Here is a 17111-nt window from a genome sequence, read left to right as displayed (position 1 = left end):
CGATGGACTCGGGGGTTCTGCATCGACTGGGAGCGCTTCCAATCCGGAGGGTCACATCCGCTTCATCGCCGCCCGTTTCGCCTTCGACAGCGCAGCTTACGCCGAACGATTGGCACAACTTCGCACAGTGCACAGGGACGAATGGCGAGCTCGCCAGTATTGACGCTTCAAGTTGCCGTCCGATAGACAGAACGCAAGCACCGACCCGACTCCACCCGGAGCGAGTCGGTGCCCCGTCGGAGTGACCACTCTGCATGACTCCATCCGTATGACTCCGGCTCGACTGCACGACATCGCCACCGCAACGAGGAGGTAATGCCCGATGTACACGATGAAACGAAGAAGAGTCATTGGAGGGTCGGCGGCTTTCGCTGCTCTCCTGGGGCTCGTTCTCACCTCGATGACACCGATCGGACCGGCCGCCGGATCCGAGCCGCTCCCCGAGCTCACACGGAACGCCGACGAAGAGGTCAGCGTCGTCGAGGTGACCCTCGCGGACAACACCGAGCTCGACGAACTCGTCGACACCGGAGTGGATCTCGACCACGCCGCGCACCTGAACGCCGACGGCACCATCACGGCCCATGCGGTGATCAGTGATGGCGAGGCCGACGCCCTGCGGGCGCGCGGGTTCGCGGTCGGCGACACCCTCCACGACGAGGGCGACACCGAGGCCGTGCTCGCCGAGCGCGATGCGACCATCGCGGCTGCCGTCGAGGAGAACGAGGAGTTCGCGGCCGCAGCCGCGGCCGACGCCGCAGACGTCAAGATCATCCGAGCCGACTACTACACCCAGTTCGGCGTCGGCTACCTCTCGGTCGAGGCGAAATGGGCCGACGGCCAGACCAACGCCGCCCAGCTGACGGTGCAGCGCGACAGCGGAGCGGGCACGCCGATGGGCAGTGGCGGCAGCCAGAACATCAGCCGCTTCGTCGACGCGAGCGTGTACCTGTACCACCGGGGTGCGGCGGTCGTCGAGACCCGGCCCGACACGATCCAGATCACGAGCCCGACCGGTGACGTCGCCACCGCCAAGGTGAACGACTGGCTGCCGATCGAGGGCGACGCGACGTGGGGTCCGAACTACCAGACCGACTTCATCACGTCGTACCTCACACCCACCGAGCTCTACGACCGGGTCAAGGCGCTCGCCGCCGAGTTCCCCGGGATATCGGAGATCGTCGAACTGCCGAACCAGACCAACGGATACCGGCGCCACGCGCAGGCCGTGCTCGGCAGCAGCAACGCGAACCGCGTCGCGATCGACTCGCTTGCATGGGGTCACGAAGGCGGCAACGACGTCAGCGTCGCGCTGACGTCCCCGGGAGTCGCGGACGCCCCGCTGTCGGTCGCCGTCGACGGCTCGAGCATCACGGTGTCGCTGGCGACGAACAGCAGCGGTGCAGTCACGAGCACCGCGGCACAGGTGGTCGCCGCGCTCAACGCCTCGCCCGCGGCATCCGCATTGATCGTCGCGTACACGTATCGCGGCAACGCTGGAGCGGGAGTCGTCGCGCCGACGTCGGCCGCGCTCAGCGACGGTCTCTCGGCGCCCGACACGGTCTCGCGCGACCCGCACCCGGTCTACGCGATCCGCATCGGCAAGACGCGTGACGGCTCGAAGCCCGGCGTGCTGGCCTACGCCCAGGAGCACGCGCGTGAGTGGGTGCCGCCGCTCGTCGCGGTCGAGTCCGCGGAGCGCCTGCTGCGCAACTACGCCCAGGACGCGAAGACCAAGCAACTGGTCAACAACCTGGACATCTGGATCGTCCCCTCGGTCAACCCCGACGGCGGTCACTTCTCGTTCTACGACTTCGCGTCGCAGCGCAAGAACATGACCAACCACTGCGAGCGCACCAGCAGCGCCGACTTCCTCGCACGGACGAGCTGGGGTGTCGACAACAACCGCAACTACGACACGTACAGCCTGTTCGACGGGTACAACGGCGCGTCCTCGTCGTGCACGAGCGGCACGTACGCGGGCCCGGCCGAGCTCAGCGAGCCCGAGAGCGCGAACATCGACTGGATCGCCGGGGCGAACCCCAACATCAAGTTCGCGATGAACCTGCACAGTTCGGGCAACTACTTCATGTGGTCGCCGGGCGCGTACATCACGCCGGGTCGCATCTCGACGCCGCGCCCTACGCTCGAGGAGGAGTCCTACTTCTGGGGTGCCTCGTCGCGGATCCTCACGGAGATCAAGCGCTACCGCGGCATGTCGGTGACACCGGCACGCACGGGCCCGATCTCAGATGTGCTGTACTCCGCCGCCGGCAACTCGGGTGACATGCTCTGGTACAAGCACGGGATCTACGCGTGGAACTTCGAGGTCGGAACGCAGTTCCAGCCTCCGTTCGAGAACGAGGACCCGAACGGGGCATCCGCGCACGCCGAGTCGCAGGAGTTCGCCAACGGGCTCATCGAGCTCATGCGGGTGGCGTACGACTACGACAAGGACAAGCAGCGCCCGACGAGCTCGGTGAAGGCGTCCGCGAGCGCCGAGGCCGGCATGGTGGACGTCATGTTCGACGTCTCCGAGTCGGCGGCGGTGTTCTACACCCTCGACGGCTCGAAGCCGACCTACGAGTCCACGCTGTACGGCACGGCCGGTCTCCGGGAGGGCGCCGAGGTGATCACCGTTCCGGCGGGCACGAAGATCAACTGGTTCTCGGTCGACTCGGCGGGCAACGTCGAGAAGAACTACCGTCCCGATGGGAACGGGAAGAACCACAACTCGACGACGGTGACGGCGCAAGGCTGATCCGACGTCGGTGACGGCTGCGGCCGCGGCAACCCCACGGGGCGCCGCGGCCGCGGTGCGTCTGCGGGGCGAGCACGGCGGCCGGGCGACGTCCGTGCGCCGCAGTTATGCTGGTTGCACCCGGATTGATGGCGATCGGAGTCGGCATGGCCGTGCCGCAGCATGGGCAGGAACTCGACCTGCACGACCTGCGCGAGCGGCTGCTGCGCGCCCAGGAGTCGGCGATCGCCACCGGCACCGTGCCGCCGACGCTGCGCCCCGTCGTGCGGGAGTCGTGGGAACGGGCCCTCCGCGGCGCCATCGATCCCGACCATGCCCTGCCGCGTCTCGACCTCGACGAGGACGAGTTCCGCGAGTACCGTGCGGCGCACGCCCTCGCACCCGTCATGCCCGTGATCCGCCGCCTGCTCGTCGACGGGGCCGAGGAATCGGGCCTCGTCGTCGCCGTCGGCGACGTGAACGGGCGCCTGCTGTGGGTCGAGGGCGACGCCGGGCTGCGTCGCCGAGCCGAGGACATGCTCTTCGTCGCGGGTGCCGACTGGTCGGAGGCGAGCATCGGCACGAGCGCCCCCGGCACCGCGCTCGAACTCGACCGCGCCGTGCAGATCCGGGGAGCCGAGCACTACAACCGCATCGTGCACCCGTGGAGCTGTACGGCGGCGCCCGTGCACGACCCGGCGACGGGCGCGCTCCTGGGCGTCATCGACATCACGGGAACCGACCACGCCGTCGCGCCGCACACGATGTCGCTCGTCGCCGCGACCGTCGCCGCCGTCGAGGCCGAACTGCGCATCGCGAACCTCGAGACGACCGTGCGCGCCACCATCCGCCGGTCGCGCATGCGCGCCGCTCCCTCGACATCCGCGGCGGGCCCCGCCCCCGCCACGCTCACCGTGCTCGGCGAACGGCGCCCGCGCCTCGGCACGCATGAGCTGAGTCCTCGGCACGCCGAGATCCTCACGCTGCTAGCGTGGCACTCGCGTGGCCTCGGCGCCGAACGACTGGCGGCGCTGCTCTACGAAGGCGAGGCGTCACCCGTCACGCTCCGCGCGGAACTCGTGCGGCTGCGCCGCGTGCTCGAGGCCGCGGGCGAGCCGCCGCTCGAGTCGCGCCCGTACCGCCTCGGTCGCGAGGTCGACCTCGACGCGACATCCGTCGCCCGCCTGCTCGGCCAGGGATCGCTGCGCCGTGCGCTCGAGCGCTACCCGGGCGCCCTGTTGCCGTCGTCGACCGCGCCCGGCATCGTCGAGATCCGCGAGGAGCTCGCCGGCCGGGTTCGCGAGTCGATGCTGTCGGATGCTCCGCCAGAACTCCTGCTCGAATTCGCCGAGCGCGACGAGCACCGCTACGACGCCGAACTCTGGCGTGCGTGCCTCGAGCTGCTGCCGCCGCGATCGCGTCGCCGTGCGTCGGTGGTCGCGCACCTCGCGCGCATCGAGTCCGCGCTGCGTTGAGTCCGTCCCTGCGCTGAGTCCGACGGTCGGCGCGAGCTGCGGCATCCGTCATCCCAACACGACGACAACGACTGCAACGCGACTGCAACCCTTGCGCAACCGAGCGGCAACCCCCTGGCTCGTACCGTGATGAGCACCCCCGCACCACGCGCCTGCGACGGTGCGGGGGCAACCAGACGACGACGTCCCGAGGAGTCACGATGACCGTGTACGCAGCGCCCGGAAGCCCCGGCGCACTGATCGACTTCAAGCCCCGCTACGAGCACTTCATCGGCGGTGAGTGGGTGAGGCCGGCGGGCGGCGCCTACTTCGAGAACATCTCGCCCGTGAACGGCAAGCCGTTCACCGAGGTCGCCCGCGGCACCGCCGCCGACATCGACGCGGCACTTGACGCGGCCCACAAGGCGGCTCCCGCGTGGGGGCGCACGAGCGCGGCGCACCGCGCCGGCATTCTGAACGCCATCGCCGACCGCATCGACCAGAACCGCGAACTGCTCGCCGTCGCCGAGACGTGGGACAACGGCAAGTCGATCCGCGAGCCGCTCAACGCCGACCTTCCGCTCGCGAGCGACCACTTCCGCTACTTCGCGAGCCTCATCCGCGCGCAGGAGGGCAGCTTCACCCAACTCGACGAGGACACCGTCGCGTACCACTTCCAGGAGCCGCTCGGCGTCGTCGGCCAGATCATCCCGTGGAACTTCCCGCTGCTCATGGCCGTGTGGAAGCTCGCGCCTGCGCTCGCCGCCGGCAACGCCGTCGTGCTGAAGCCGGCCGAGCAGACGCCGACCTCGATCCTCGTGCTCGTCGAGCTCATCGGCGACCTGCTGCCCGCGGGCGTGCTCAACGTCGTGAACGGCTTCGGTGTCGAGGCCGGCAAGCCGCTCGCGTCGTCGAACCGCATCCGCAAGATCGCGTTCACCGGCGAGACCACGACCGGCCGGCTCATCCTGCAGTACGCGTCGAACAACATCATCCCCTCGACCGTCGAGCTCGGCGGCAAGAGCCCGAACATCGTGTTCGAGTCGGTCGCCGACCGGCGCGACTCGTTCTACGACAAGGCGCTCGAGGGCTTCAGCCTGTTCGCGTTCAACCAGGGCGAGGTGTGCACCTGCCCGAGCCGCTCGCTCATCCAGAAGTCGATCTACGACACGTTCCTCGACGACGCCATCGAGCGCACGAAGCTCGCCAAGCAGGGAAACCCGCTCGACACCGAGACGCAGGTCGGCGCGCAGGCGTCGAACGACCAGCTCGAGAAGATCCTGAGCTACATCGACATCGGCAAGCAGGAGGGCGCGAAGCTGCTGCTCGGCGGCGAACGCGTCGACCTCGGCGGCGACCTCAGCGAGGGCTACTACGTCGCGCCCACGATCTTCGAGGGGCAGAACCGCATGCGCCTGTTCCAGGAGGAGATCTTCGGGCCCGTCGTCGCGGTCACCAGCTTCACCGACTACGACGACGCCATCTCGATCGCGAACGACACCCTCTACGGGCTCGGCGCCGGGGTGTGGAGCCGCAACGGCAACGAGGCGTATCGCGCCGGTCGTGACATCCAGGCCGGTCGCGTGTGGGTGAACAACTACCACGCGTACCCCGCCGGTGCGGCGTTCGGCGGCTACAAGTCGTCGGGCATCGGCCGCGAGAACAACAAGCTCGCGCTCGACCACTACCAGCAGACGAAGAACCTGCTCGTCAGCTACGGCGAGAACCCGCTCGGGTTCTTCTGATCGGAGCAGCAGATGTCCCTCGAGACGATCGCCGGCCGCGTGGTCGGGTCGATCACGATCGCGGGGGAGGCGTCGCCGCGGGTTGAACTCACGCCCGCGGCGGCCGGCCTGCTCCGCCGCCTGTGGACGCAGCACGGGCCGCTCATGTTCCATCAGTCGGGCGGATGCTGCGACGGAAGCTCCCCGATGTGCTATCCCGCCGACGAGTTCGTGACGAGCGACGCCGACGTGCTGCTCGGCGAACTCGACCTCGGGCCGGTGCCGGCCGCGGGGGGAGCAGAAGCCATCGTCCCGTTCTGGATGTCTGCGGAGCAGTTCGGGTACTGGCGCCACACCCACCTGACCGTCGATGTCGTGCCCGGCCGCGGCAGCGGATTCTCGCTCGAAGCCCCCGAAGGAGTACGGTTCCTCATCCGGTCCCGCCTGATGCCGGGATGACGCGTGATTCGGCCGGCAGTCCGTCACTCCGAAGCGGCGACGGACTGCCGGCCGTACCATGGCAGTGTCACGCCCGATCGCCCATCGCTCGACGGGAGGCGTCATGATCGAAGTCCGCGTGCTCGGGATCGCGCTCGACCCTGCCGGGCAGCACATCGTGCTGCTGAAGCCCATCGGCCAGGACGAGGGCGCCGGGCGCGTGCTGCCGATCTGGATCGGCGGCCAGGAAGCCACGTCGATCCTGATCGCGGTCGAGGGCGAGCACGCTCCGCGACCGCTGTCGCACGACCTCATCACCACGCTGTTCGGCGCGGTCGGCGCCAAGGTCGACCGGGTCGAGGTGACCCGCATCGACGACGGCACCTTCTACGCCGAACTCACCCTCACCACGCCCACCGGCCCTCAGGTGCTCGACGCCCGCCCGTCCGACGCCGTCGCCCTGGCAGTGCGCGCCGAGGCGCCGATCTTCGTCGCCGACGAGGTGCTCGACGACGCGGGCATCCCCGCGGAGATGGCCGACCTGCGCGACGACGAGGAGAAGGTCGACGAGTTCAAGCACTTCCTCGACGACGTCGACCCCGAGGACTTCCAGGGCTGAGCCTCCCGCTCCCGCCTGATGGCCTGCTGAAACCGTTCGAACCGGCGGCATGGCGCGTACAGTGGGTAGTTGGAGAGAGATCATGCCTGACAAGTCGCCGCACGACCATCACGTCAAGAAACCGGCCACCAGGACGCTCAAGGAGAAGCGCGCCGAGAGGCACGCGAAGGAGCACGACCACGACATGAGCGCCGCGTCCGATGCGGTGCAAGAGGCGCACGAGGCGGCCCGGGCGCACAAGCCCGACGCCTGGCATCAGAAGGATGGCGCGCACAAGAAGCATTGAGCCACCGCGCGGGTGTCGGGTGGGTGTGGTCGCCTCGGCTGAGGGATAGCGTGGAGGCGTGTCCGTCACTCGAGGCGACGCACGGGCCGCTCACGCCGTCGGCGTGGAGCGCCTGCTCGAGAGCTTTCGCGCAATTCCCGCGACAGCCCCGGTTCGGCTTGCCAAGCACACGTCGAACCTGTTCCGAACTCGCGCGATGACAGGCGCCCCGGGCCTCGACACGTCGGGGCTGACGCACGTCATCGCGGTCGACCCCGAGGCGCGCACGGCCGACGTGGCCGGCATGTGCACCTACGAGGACCTCGTCGCCGCGACGCTGCCCCATGGGCTCGCGCCGCTCGTCGTCCCGCAGCTGAAGACGATCACCCTCGGCGGCGCCGTGACCGGCCTCGGCATCGAGTCGACCTCGTTCCGCAACGGGCTGCCGCACGAGTCGGTGCTCGAGATGGACATCTTCACCGGCGCCGGGGAAGTCGTCATCGCATCGCCCGGCGAGCACGCCGACCTGTTCCGGGCATTCCCCAATTCGTATGGCACGCTCGGCTACGCGGTGCGCCTGCGCATCGAACTGGAGCCGGTCGAGCCGTTCGTCGCCCTCACGCACGTGCGGTTCCATGCGCTCATCGACCTCGTCACCGCGATGGATCGCATCATCGAAACAGGCCGCTTCGACGGGGTGGCCGTCGACTACCTCGACGGCGTGGTGTTCAGCGCCGATGAGAGCTACCTGTGCGTGGGCACCCGGACGGCCGCGCCGGGCCCGGTCAGCGACTACACCGGCCAGCGCATCTTCTACCGCTCCATCCAGCACGATGACCGCGAGAAGCGCGACCGCCTCACCATCCACGACTACCTGTGGCGGTGGGACACGGACTGGTTCTGGTGTTCGGGAGCGTTCGGCGCGCAGCATCCGCTCGTTCGTCGGTTCTGGCCGCGACGATACCGGCGCAGCAGCACCTACTCGAAGCTCATGCGATTCGAACGGCGATTCGACATCGGCGATCGCCTCGAGAAGCTCAAGGGCCGTCCGCCGCGCGAACGCGTGATCCAAGACGTCGAGGTGCCGATCGAGCGGTGCGCGGAGTTCCTCGACTGGTTCCTGGGCCACGTGCCGATCGAGCCGATCTGGCTGTGCCCGCTCCGCCTGCGTGACGACGACCGCTGGCCGCTGTACCCGCTCCAGCCGAATCGCACCTACGTCAACGTCGGATTCTGGGCGACCGTGCCGGTCGGGGCGACCGAGGGCGAGACCAACCGGCTGATCGAGCGCAAGGTGAGCGAGTTCGACGGGCACAAGTCGCTGTACTCCGATGCGTTCTACTCGCGGAAGGAATTCGACGAACGCTACGGCGGCGAAACCTATCGAGCCGCGAAGGAGCGGTACGACCCCGATTCACGACTCCTCGACCTCTACGCGAAGGCGGTGCAACGACGATGACCTCGATCAAGGGACGGGCGCCGAAGGAGACGGATGTCCCGGCAACGCCGGAGACGACGGATGCCCCGGAAACGACGGACGCCGGGGGAAGGCTCACCCTCGCCGAGATCCTGGGGCTCTTCGCGGGCGGCCGGCTGCCGCTGCGGTTCACCGCGTACGACGGCAGCTCGGCGGGTCCCCCCGACGCAGCGCTCGGGCTGGAGCTGAAGACGCCGCGGGGCACGACCTATCTCGCGACCGGCCGCGGCGACCTCGGCCTCGCGCGCGCCTACATCGCAGGCGACCTCGAGATCCACGGGGTGCACCCGGGCGACCCGTACGAATTGCTCAAGGCACTGGCCGACGAACTGGTGTTCCGGATGCCGCCACCGCGCGCGATGGCGAAGGTCGTTCGGTCGATCGGGGTCGAACACCTGCGGCCGATCGCGCCGCCGCCGCAGGAGGTGCCGGCCCGCTGGCGACGCGTCGCCGAGGGCCTGCGGCACAGCAAGGCCCGTGACGCCGAGGCGATCCACCACCACTACGACGTCTCGAACACGTTCTACGAGTGGGTGCTCGGGCCGTCGATGACGTACACCTGCGCCTGCTACCCGAGCATCGACGCATCGCTCGACGAGGCGCAGGAGAACAAGTACCGGCTCGTGTTCGAGAAACTCCGGCTGAAGCCGGGCGACCGGCTGCTCGACGTCGGATGCGGCTGGGGCGGTATGGTGCGCTACGCCGCCCGACGCGGGGTGCGCGCGACCGGTGTGACGCTGTCGCGAGAGCAGACCTCGTGGGCGCAGCAGGCCATCGCCGAAGAGGGGCTGACCGATCTGGCCGAGGTCCGTCACGGCGACTATCGCGACATCCGCGAGGAGGGATTCGACGCGGTCTCGTCGATCGGGCTGCTCGAGCACATCGGGGTGCGCAACTATCCGTCGTACTTCCGCTTCCTGCAGTCGAGGCTTCGCCCCGGCGGGCTGCTGCTCAACCACTGCATCACCCGCCCCGACAACCGATCCCGCCCGTCGACCCGCGGGTTCATCGACCGCTACGTGTTTCCCGACGGGGAGCTCACCGGCTCGGGCCGCATCGTCACCGAGGCGCAGGATGCCGGACTCGAAGTTCTGCACGAGGAGAACCTGCGCCCCCACTACGCCATGACGCTGCGGGACTGGTGCACCAACCTCGTCGATCACTGGGAGGAGGCGGTCGCCGAGGTCGGACTCCCGACCGCGAAGGTGTGGGGCCTGTACATGGCCGGCTCGCGGCTCGCCTTCGAGGGCGGCGGCATCCAGTTGCACCAGGTGCTCGCGGTCAGGCCCGGCGACCGCGGCGGCGTCGGCGACCGGCCGCTGCGGCCGTGGTGGACTCCCTGAAGCTGCCCGACCGACGGCATCCGAGTGCGGCGCTGGCCGGGACATCCGCTCGCCCGGAAGAATGGCGACATGGATGCCGCGATTCCCGCTCTCACCGAGATGCCGAAGCCGAAGTTCGTGATGTCGGCCGAGGGCCGCCGCATCGCGACCTACTCGTGGGGTGACGACGACGCGCCGACGGTGCTGTGCGTGCACGGGTTCGCGTCGAGCTGTCGCGACAACTGGGTGAACACGGGCTGGGTGCGCGACCTCACGCGTGCCGGGTATCGCGTGCTCGGCGTCGACCAGCTCGGCCACGGCGCGAGCGACAAACCGTACGATGCGGCCGAGTACGGCATGGACGCGCTCGTCGCCGACCTGATCACGGTGCTCGACACCTACCTGCTCGACCGCGTGCTCTACGCCGGCTACTCGCTCGGCGCGCGCGTCGGCTGGCAGCTCGCGGTGCAGGCGCCCGAGCACGTCGAGCGAGCGGTGCTGGGCGGCATCCCCGACGGGCGACCGCTCGCCCGCCTGCAGATCGAACAGGCACGCGCGTACGCCGAGCACGGCACGCCGGTCGAAGACCAGGTCACCCACAACTACGTGACACTCGCCGAACGGGTCGACGGAAACGACCTGCTCGCGCTCATCGCGCTCGCCGAGGGCATGCGGCTGGGTGACGCCGACCCCGATCCGGCGAACCCGCCCGCGCAGACGATCCTGTTCGCGACCGGTAGCGATGATGCCATCCTCGAGCGTTCGAAAGTGCTGGCGGATGCCACTCCCCACGGTAGGTTCGTCGAGCTGCCCGGCCGGCACCATTTCAATGCGCCCGGCTCGCGGGTGTTCCGGCAGGCGGCGGTGGAGTTCTTCGCGGCGGGCTGATGTCCCGCTGATCCGCGCACTCGGGCCGGCGCTACTCGTTCGGGATCGCCAACGGCGTGCCGTGCGCGATCGGCGAGAGATCGGATTCGCGGTAGATCTTGACGTTCACGCGGTAGTCGCCCGGCGCCTGCAGGTCGGGCACCCAGATCTCAGCACTGCCCGTGTCGTCAGGGGTGTCGGGTACGACGCGGTAGGCGACGTTGTCGGCGCTCCACGTCACCGGTACCTCGCCGCCGTCGAGCGACCAGGTCAGCAGGAGGGGGACGCCTTCGAGGCCCCCGAGCCTGAGGCTCACGGCGATGGTCCAACCCTGCGGGTCGGCCTTCCCGTCGACCGCCGCCGCCTCGACGACGCTGAGCGCCTCGCTCAGCCTGCTCGCCAGCTCATCAGGGGGCAGTTCCTCCCCGCCTTCGGTGTCGGTGGGCTGGATCTGGAAGGCCGCCAGCTTCGAGACGTCTCCGGGAATGTACTCATCGAGCTCCGGGTCCGACGTCATCGTCGACAGGTACTCATCCGACGGCAGGTAGCGCTGCGGATCGATCATCGTGCCCGAGGCGGTCGGCGAGGGTGCCGGGGTCGGCGGCTCCGTCGCCGGGTCGGGGTCGGGAGTGGGGCCGGGATCGTCGGTCGGAGCTTCGATCGGATCGGCGGGCGCGTCGGGAGCGACGGGAGCGTCGATCGGCGGCGGGAGCAGCGGGTCGACGGGCGACTCCTGCGGCGCGGCCGGCGTCGGGACCATGACGGCGGTGAGCTCGATGCTCGGCCCGCCTGAGGCATCGCCGCTGCTCGGCGCGAGCGGGAACTCCCTGCCGATCGAGGTGAAGTCGTGCAGCGATGACGCGCGGATCAGGTCGATCGACTCCACCGTCGCCACGTCCGCGAGATCCGGCGGGAACAGGCGGTCCCAGAGCCCGAAGATGGCCAGGGCTGCTGCCGCGACGGCTCCTGCCCCGATGATCATCGTCTTGCCGCGCAGGTACCACGGAACTGCTTCGGCTTGTGCGGAATCGGTAGCCACGAAGCACCCCCTGCTTCGGCGCCGCGTCGACGTCGGTCGACACTTCGGTGCTCACCCCTCGACACAAGGTTCCTCCCCTTTCCGGAGGAGGTCAAACGGCGCGGGCGTGGGGGCCGCGGGTCGGCTGCGCGCGGAGTGTGATCGACCCTGTCGAACGCGCTACGCCTCCAGCCCCCAGAACGCGCCCGTGAGGCCGACCTCCGCGAAGTACGCCCGCGCCGCCGACGGCTCCCGTCGCACGTAGGGCGAGTCGAGCCGACCCTCGTACCAGTGCGCCGCGAGTCGCCAGAGGGTCGCGAGATCGAAGACCGACCCGCGTTCGTTGCCCGTGGACGCGAGCCAGTCGTCGACGCAGCGCTCGCTGCAGAAGATGCGCTGATTCGAGCACGTGTGCACGACGTCGTCCCAGGAGTGCGCTGCCGGAACGAGGAAGTGCGCCACCTCGTCGCCTGCGGGAGGCTCGACCGTGCCGACGACGTACGCGTGGGGAGTGCCGCACGCCGCACACGTCGTCGCCACGAGCACCTCGTCTTCGCCCGGCACCAGGTGCGGGATCGCGAACGCGTCCCACGCGCATCCGCCCCACCAGAGCGTGTGCTCGCCCTTCACCGAGAAGTGCAGGTCGATGCTCGCGAACGGGTGCGCCATGATGATGCGGCCGTCGTCGTCGAGCACGACGTGACGGGTTTCGGCGAGGGTGGCGAGTGCGTGCTCGACCTCTGCGGGCGACAGTCGCGTCGCCGCTTCGATCGCGGCACGAGATGGCGGATGTCCCTGCTCGGCGTAGCTTCGATAGACCTCGACCCGAACCCGCTCGATGTCGGCCTGCGTCGGTTCGCCCGTGTCAGCGTCCATGGGTGAAGGCTACGCCGATGAGTCGCGGTACGTTCGATGTATGTCCCCGACGGCGAGTGAGCGCGACGACGAAGTCGACCTGCTCATCGATGCCTGGTCGCGCAGGTTGCCCGACGTCGACCTGACGCCGCTCGACGTCATGTCGCGCCTGCGGCGTGCCGCGAACCGGCTCGCCCGGCTGCGCGCCGACGCCTTCAAGTCTGCCGGCCTGGCTGCATGGGAGTTCGATGTGCTCGCGGCCCTGCGCCGCGAGGAGCCGCCGCACGAGCTCAATCCCGCACAGCTGATCGAGGCCACCATGATCGGCAGCGCCGCGATGACCAATCGTCTCGACAACCTGTCGCGGCGGGGGTTCGTCGACCGGCGACCGAATCCTCGCGACGGTCGCAGTGTCCTCGTGCGGCTCACCCCTGAGGGCGCGTCGTACGTCGATGACGCGATGCGTCAGCTTGCCGAACGCGAGGGCAACGAGCTGCGCGGCCTGACGCGCGAAGAGCAAGCCACGCTCGTTCGCCTGCTTCGTCGCCTCGTGCAGGATCCCGACTAGCCGATGCCCGCACACGCGTCCCCTCGAATCGCCGCGCCGTGTGGTCGCGGCGAATCAGTTGGGGTCGGTGGCGGGTGGGACCAGTCGCGCTCTGCTTGACGCTACCCGGAGGTCGTCTGAAACCCGGTTTCCCGCTCTTACCCCGCGACTGACCGAGGCTCGTTCGACCCCTCAACGATACCGATGGTTCGCGCGTCGCGGGAGATCCAGATGAGAAAACCTCGAGTTGCTTCGATGCCTGCCCCCCCGACGGCAGCCCGGCGAGACGAAGAAGGTAGCGGATGACGCATCCGCTACCTTCTTCGATGCGGCGAAGCCGCGATGCACTGCTATGCGTGCAGGTCGACGCCCTTCGTCTCTTTCACCAGCGAGACGCCGGCGAGCGAGACGAGCGCGGCCACCGCGATGTAGACGCCGATCGTCCACGACTGGCCGGTGGCGCCCATGAGCGCCTCGGCGATCATGGGGGCGAACGCACCGCCGAGGATGGCGCCGAGCGCGTAACCGATCGAGACGCCCGAGTAGCGCACGTTCGCCGGGAACATCTCGGCGTAGAGCGACGCCTGCGGGCCGTAGGACAGGCCGAGGCCGAACGTCATGACGAAGAGCGCCACGAAGTACCAGACGATGTCGCCCGTGTCGATCAGGAACCACATCGGCACCGCCCACAGCGCGAGGAACCCGTAGCCGATCTGGAACGTGCGCACGCGGCCGAGCCGGTCTGAGATGCGACCGCCCCAGAGGGTGAAGACGAGCCAGCCGAATGACGCGAGTGTCGTCGCGAGCAAGACGGTCGGGCGGTCCATGCCGAGCACGGTGACGGCGTAGGTGGCGAAGAACGCGATCAGCAGATACCCGGCCGCGTTGTTGCCGATGAAGATGACCGCGGTGAGGATGACCGACTTGGTGTTGTGGCGGAAGAGCTGGCGCAGCGGCGCCGATGACTCCTGCTTGCGACGCTGCAGGTCTTTGAAGACCGGGCTCTCTTCGACCGCGCGGCGGATCACGTAGCCGACGGCGATGAGCACGATCGAAAGCAGGAACGGGATGCGCCAACCCCACTCCATGAACGCCTCGGGCGACATCGACGACGTGAGCATCCACAAGGTGGAAGTCGCGAGGATCATGCCGACCGGCACGCCGATCTGGGGGAAGGCGCCGAAGTAGCCGCGCCGGGCCGTGGGTGCATGCTCGACGGCCATCAGCGCGGCGCCACCCCACTCGCCGCCCGCCGAAAAGCCCTGCAGGATGCGGAGCAGGATCAGCAGGATCGGAGCGGCGATGCCGATGGCGGCATAGGTCGGCAGTAGTCCGATGAGCGAGGTCGACAGCCCCATCAGGATGAGGGTGAACACCAGCATCTTCTTGCGACCGAGCTTGTCGCCGAGGTAGCCGGCCACCACTGCGCCGAGCGGGCGGAAGAGGAACGAGATGCCGATGGTGGCGAACGCGAGCACCTGTGCGAGACCGGGATTGGACTCGGCCACAGGGGCGAGGAAGAGTGGTGCGAGCACGAGGCCGGCCGCCTGCGCATAGATGAAGAAGTCGTACCACTCGATGGATGTGCCGACGAGCGTGCTGGCGAGCACCTTGCGCTCTTCGAGGGGCATGCGGCCGGTCGACTGTGTTTCGGGGACGGTAGACGTCATGCGAACTCCGTTGTTCTGGCGTTGGGTCATGTAGGGGGAGGGGAGCGCGGGGTGGGGCGCTTCGGGTTGCCTGACCAACCGATCGTTCGGTCAGGTAGTCGAAAATATCGCAGTACGGCGCCGAGCGGAAGGGATGGTGCGACGAGCGGTGGCATCGCTGCGCCGAGCGGTGAGCGCCTCGCCTGGCGGCGATCACACCGCGTCGGTCGCGTCGGTGAGCTCGTGTGGCCGCGGCCGGCGGCGGGTCGCGACGCCGAGGGCGACGAGCCCGATGCCGAGCACCGCCGCGAGTGCGAGCCACGCGAGCGCCGGCCCGACGGCCGACGCGTTGCCGGTGAGCGAGGCGAGCAACAGGTCGTGCGCCGGCGACGTAGGCAGGGCCCCGGCGATCGACTCGATCACCGGAGGCACCGTCGAGGTGAGGCCCGCGGTCAGGGCCACGAGGCCGATGAGCACCGCGATCAGCCGCCCGACTCCACCGAACGCGGCGGCCAGCCCCTGGTTGACGAGGGCGAACGCGGCGCCGATGACGAGGCTCGCCCCCGTGAATCCGAGCCAGGCGAGCGGTCCGATGCTCACCCCGAACAGCAGCGCGACGGCGACCACGAGGCCTTGGCCGGCGCCGAGCGCCGCCGTCCACCGCACCGACCCTCCGACGATGACCCCGGTCGGGGCCGCCGTGAGCAGCATGCGGGTCGGTACGGCGCGGCGGGCCAGGGCGATGACGAGCCCACCGAACCAGAGCGCCACGATCGTGAACAGCGGCACGGACTGGAATCCCGGTGCGATCGTGTTCTGATCGGCGAGCACGGGCTGCGAGACGACAGACGAGAGCGTGGTGATGTCGTCGTCGGAGTAGGTCGGAATCTGCTCGACCGCCGACGTGAGCCCGTTGGCGAGTTGCGATGCCCCGGCGTCGACCTGCGCGGCACCGTCGGCGAGGTTCTGTGCTCCCGCGTTCAGCGACTCGGCGCCGCTCGTCGCCTGGTCGGCACCGGCGGCGACGTCACCGGCACCGGTCGCCGACTCGTCGATGCCGGCGATGAGCGGCCCCATCGCGGCGGCGAGCTCGGCGTTGCCCGTCGCGACCCGGTCGGCGACCGTGGCGAGCCGATCGACCTGGGCGTCGACGGCCTGCAGGCGGGTGAGTGCCGCCGTGGCACGATCACACACGCGGCCGGGCGTCTGGCAGACCTGGGCGACCGTCGCGGCGAACTCGTCGGTCGCCCGATCGAGCGCGGCGGTCACGGCATCCACGACCGTGGCGATCGCGGCGGAGCCCCGTGCCAGTTCGGCGGCCTCGCCCGGCAGCGGCTGTGCCGCGGTCGCGAGCTGTGCGGTGCCGGCGGCCAGCGCGTCGGCACCCGAGTCGAGTGCCGTGAGGCCGTCGACGAGCTGGTCGGTGCCGGTGGCCAGCTGCTGCGCACCGTCGGCGACCGACGCGGCACCGGTCGACAGGCTCGCGGCTCCGTCGGCGGCCTCGCCGATCTGCTCGTTGATCGTGTTGAAGCCGGCGTAGACGTTGCCGAGGTACTGCGAGATCAGCTGCTGGTTGAGCGACGCGGTCGCCGCGGCGGTGACCGCGTCGGTCAGCGCGGGGTCGAGGAACGCCGACGACGGCGTGGTCTCGATCTCGATCACGGCCTGATGCGCGGCGGCCGCAGGCCCGCCGATCGAGGTCGCCGCGGCCGAGAACGTCGGCGGGATCGTGACGACGGCCGCGTACCGCCCGGCGCTCAGGCCGGCGGATGCCTCGTCGTCGTTCGTGAGCACCCAGTCGAAGTTCGACGCAGCGGGCGTGCCGTCGGGTGTGGCATCCGTGGGGCTCGTGCCGTCGGCGGCGGCGCTCGCGCTCCCCGGATCCGAGCCGGCGGTGCCGGCGATGAGCCCGGCGGCGAACTGCCGACCGAGCGGCACCGTCTGCCCGTCGACCGTGACGGGCTCGTCGTCGTTGACGATCGCGGCCGTCACCCGGTCGAGGTGCGCCGTCGGCGTCGCGAGTGCCCAGCTGAGGACGCCGCCGACGAGCAGCGGCACCGCGAGCAGGCCCGCGACGACGAGCCATCCGAGGTGTCGGGAGCCCGCCGTCGCCGCGAACGTTCCGGCCGCCCGCAC

General features: G+C 69.5%; 14 protein-coding genes. 10 read left to right on the top strand and 4 right to left on the bottom strand.

The genetic code is table 11. The features are described from left to right. Positions 1-400 precede the first annotated feature (400 nt). The 9 genes from LQ757_RS12795 to LQ757_RS12755 all read left to right on the top strand — a co-directional run bounded on the left by LQ757_RS12795 (position 401) and on the right by LQ757_RS12755 (position 10927). The gene (locus LQ757_RS12795) at positions 401-2761 is read left to right on the top strand and encodes a M14 family zinc carboxypeptidase (protein ID WP_231047635.1); all 2361 of its coding nucleotides are present in this window, start codon (positions 401-403) and stop codon (positions 2759-2761) included. Between the two features lie 146 nt (positions 2762-2907). Then, complete coding sequence (locus tag LQ757_RS12790; RefSeq protein ID WP_231047634.1) at positions 2908-4215, top strand: GAF domain-containing protein; 1308 nt, start codon at positions 2908-2910, stop codon at positions 4213-4215. A 200-nt stretch (positions 4216-4415) separates the two neighbouring features. Further along, positions 4416-5939 (top strand): acetaldehyde dehydrogenase ExaC, encoded by a 1524-nt coding sequence (gene exaC / locus LQ757_RS12785; protein WP_231047633.1) that lies wholly within the window; start codon positions 4416-4418, stop codon positions 5937-5939. A 12-nt stretch (positions 5940-5951) separates the two neighbouring features. Beyond that, a complete protein-coding gene (locus LQ757_RS12780) occupies positions 5952-6377 on the top strand; it encodes a DUF779 domain-containing protein (RefSeq protein ID WP_231047632.1) in 426 nt (141 codons plus the stop codon). A 103-nt stretch (positions 6378-6480) separates the two neighbouring features. Beyond that, positions 6481-6975: a bifunctional nuclease family protein gene (locus LQ757_RS12775; RefSeq protein WP_231047631.1), complete on the top strand. Its 495-nt coding sequence runs from the start codon at positions 6481-6483 to the stop codon at positions 6973-6975. Between the two features lie 82 nt (positions 6976-7057). After that, on the top strand, positions 7058-7261 hold the full coding sequence (locus LQ757_RS12770) for a hypothetical protein (protein WP_231047630.1): 204 nt from the start codon (positions 7058-7060) through the stop codon (positions 7259-7261). Between the two features lie 58 nt (positions 7262-7319). Then, positions 7320-8699 (top strand): FAD-binding oxidoreductase, encoded by a 1380-nt coding sequence (locus LQ757_RS12765; RefSeq protein WP_231047629.1) that lies wholly within the window; start codon positions 7320-7322, stop codon positions 8697-8699. After that, positions 8696-10060: a class I SAM-dependent methyltransferase gene (locus LQ757_RS12760; protein ID WP_231047628.1), complete on the top strand. Its 1365-nt coding sequence runs from the start codon at positions 8696-8698 to the stop codon at positions 10058-10060. Before LQ757_RS12765 ends, LQ757_RS12760 begins: the two co-directional genes overlap by 4 nt. Before the next feature lie 69 nt (positions 10061-10129). Continuing rightward, positions 10130-10927 carry an alpha/beta fold hydrolase gene (locus LQ757_RS12755; protein WP_231047627.1) on the top strand — a complete coding sequence of 266 codons (798 nt, stop codon included), beginning with the start codon at positions 10130-10132 and terminating at the stop codon, positions 10925-10927. A 31-nt stretch (positions 10928-10958) separates the two neighbouring features. Here LQ757_RS12755 and LQ757_RS12750 read toward each other — a convergent pair whose 3' ends face one another. Together LQ757_RS12750 and merB are read right to left on the bottom strand one after the other, a co-directional pair. Beyond that, entirely contained in the window at positions 10959-11945 is a 987-nt protein-coding gene (locus LQ757_RS12750; RefSeq protein ID WP_231047626.1) for a hypothetical protein, read from the bottom strand. Between the two features lie 159 nt (positions 11946-12104). Further along, a complete protein-coding gene (gene merB / locus LQ757_RS12745) occupies positions 12105-12800 on the bottom strand; it encodes an organomercurial lyase (RefSeq protein ID WP_231047625.1) in 696 nt (231 codons plus the stop codon). A gap of 40 nt (positions 12801-12840) precedes the next feature. Here merB and LQ757_RS12740 point away from each other — a divergent pair, with 40 nt between their 5' ends. After that, entirely contained in the window at positions 12841-13347 is a 507-nt protein-coding gene (locus LQ757_RS12740; RefSeq protein WP_231047624.1) for a MarR family winged helix-turn-helix transcriptional regulator, read from the top strand. A 329-nt stretch (positions 13348-13676) separates the two neighbouring features. Here LQ757_RS12740 and LQ757_RS12735 read toward each other — a convergent pair whose 3' ends face one another. Together LQ757_RS12735 and LQ757_RS12730 are read right to left on the bottom strand one after the other, a co-directional pair. Continuing rightward, on the bottom strand, positions 13677-14996 hold the full coding sequence (locus LQ757_RS12735; RefSeq protein ID WP_231047623.1) for an MFS transporter: 1320 nt from the start codon (positions 14994-14996) through the stop codon (positions 13677-13679). A gap of 192 nt (positions 14997-15188) precedes the next feature. Then, a complete protein-coding gene (locus tag LQ757_RS12730; protein ID WP_231047622.1) occupies positions 15189-17111 on the bottom strand; it encodes a YhgE/Pip domain-containing protein in 1923 nt (640 codons plus the stop codon).

It is taken from the genome of Agromyces cavernae (assembly GCF_021044935.1).
GTDB classification, from domain to species: Bacteria; Actinomycetota; Actinomycetes; order Actinomycetales; family Microbacteriaceae; genus Agromyces; species Agromyces cavernae.
Note: the sequence above shows the minus strand (reverse complement) of the source record. Positions and strands in the feature narration are given on the sequence as shown.

Coding starts and splice junctions, on each gene's coding strand:
- LQ757_RS12740 (WP_231047624.1), top strand. CDS start 12,841: ATGTCCCCGACGGCGAGTGAGCGCGACGACGAAGTCGACCTGCTCATC.
- exaC (WP_231047633.1), top strand. CDS start 4,416: ATGACCGTGTACGCAGCGCCCGGAAGCCCCGGCGCACTGATCGACTTC.
- LQ757_RS12780 (WP_231047632.1), top strand. CDS start 5,952: ATGTCCCTCGAGACGATCGCCGGCCGCGTGGTCGGGTCGATCACGATC.
- LQ757_RS12795 (WP_231047635.1), top strand. CDS start 401: ATGACACCGATCGGACCGGCCGCCGGATCCGAGCCGCTCCCCGAGCTC.
- LQ757_RS12760 (WP_231047628.1), top strand. CDS start 8,696: ATGACCTCGATCAAGGGACGGGCGCCGAAGGAGACGGATGTCCCGGCA.
- LQ757_RS12775 (WP_231047631.1), top strand. CDS start 6,481: ATGATCGAAGTCCGCGTGCTCGGGATCGCGCTCGACCCTGCCGGGCAG.
- merB (WP_231047625.1), bottom strand. CDS start 12,800: ATGGACGCTGACACGGGCGAACCGACGCAGGCCGACATCGAGCGGGTT.
- LQ757_RS12790 (WP_231047634.1), top strand. CDS start 2,908: ATGGCCGTGCCGCAGCATGGGCAGGAACTCGACCTGCACGACCTGCGC.
- LQ757_RS12770 (WP_231047630.1), top strand. CDS start 7,058: ATGCCTGACAAGTCGCCGCACGACCATCACGTCAAGAAACCGGCCACC.
- LQ757_RS12735 (WP_231047623.1), bottom strand. CDS start 14,996: ATGACGTCTACCGTCCCCGAAACACAGTCGACCGGCCGCATGCCCCTC.
- LQ757_RS12755 (WP_231047627.1), top strand. CDS start 10,130: ATGGATGCCGCGATTCCCGCTCTCACCGAGATGCCGAAGCCGAAGTTC.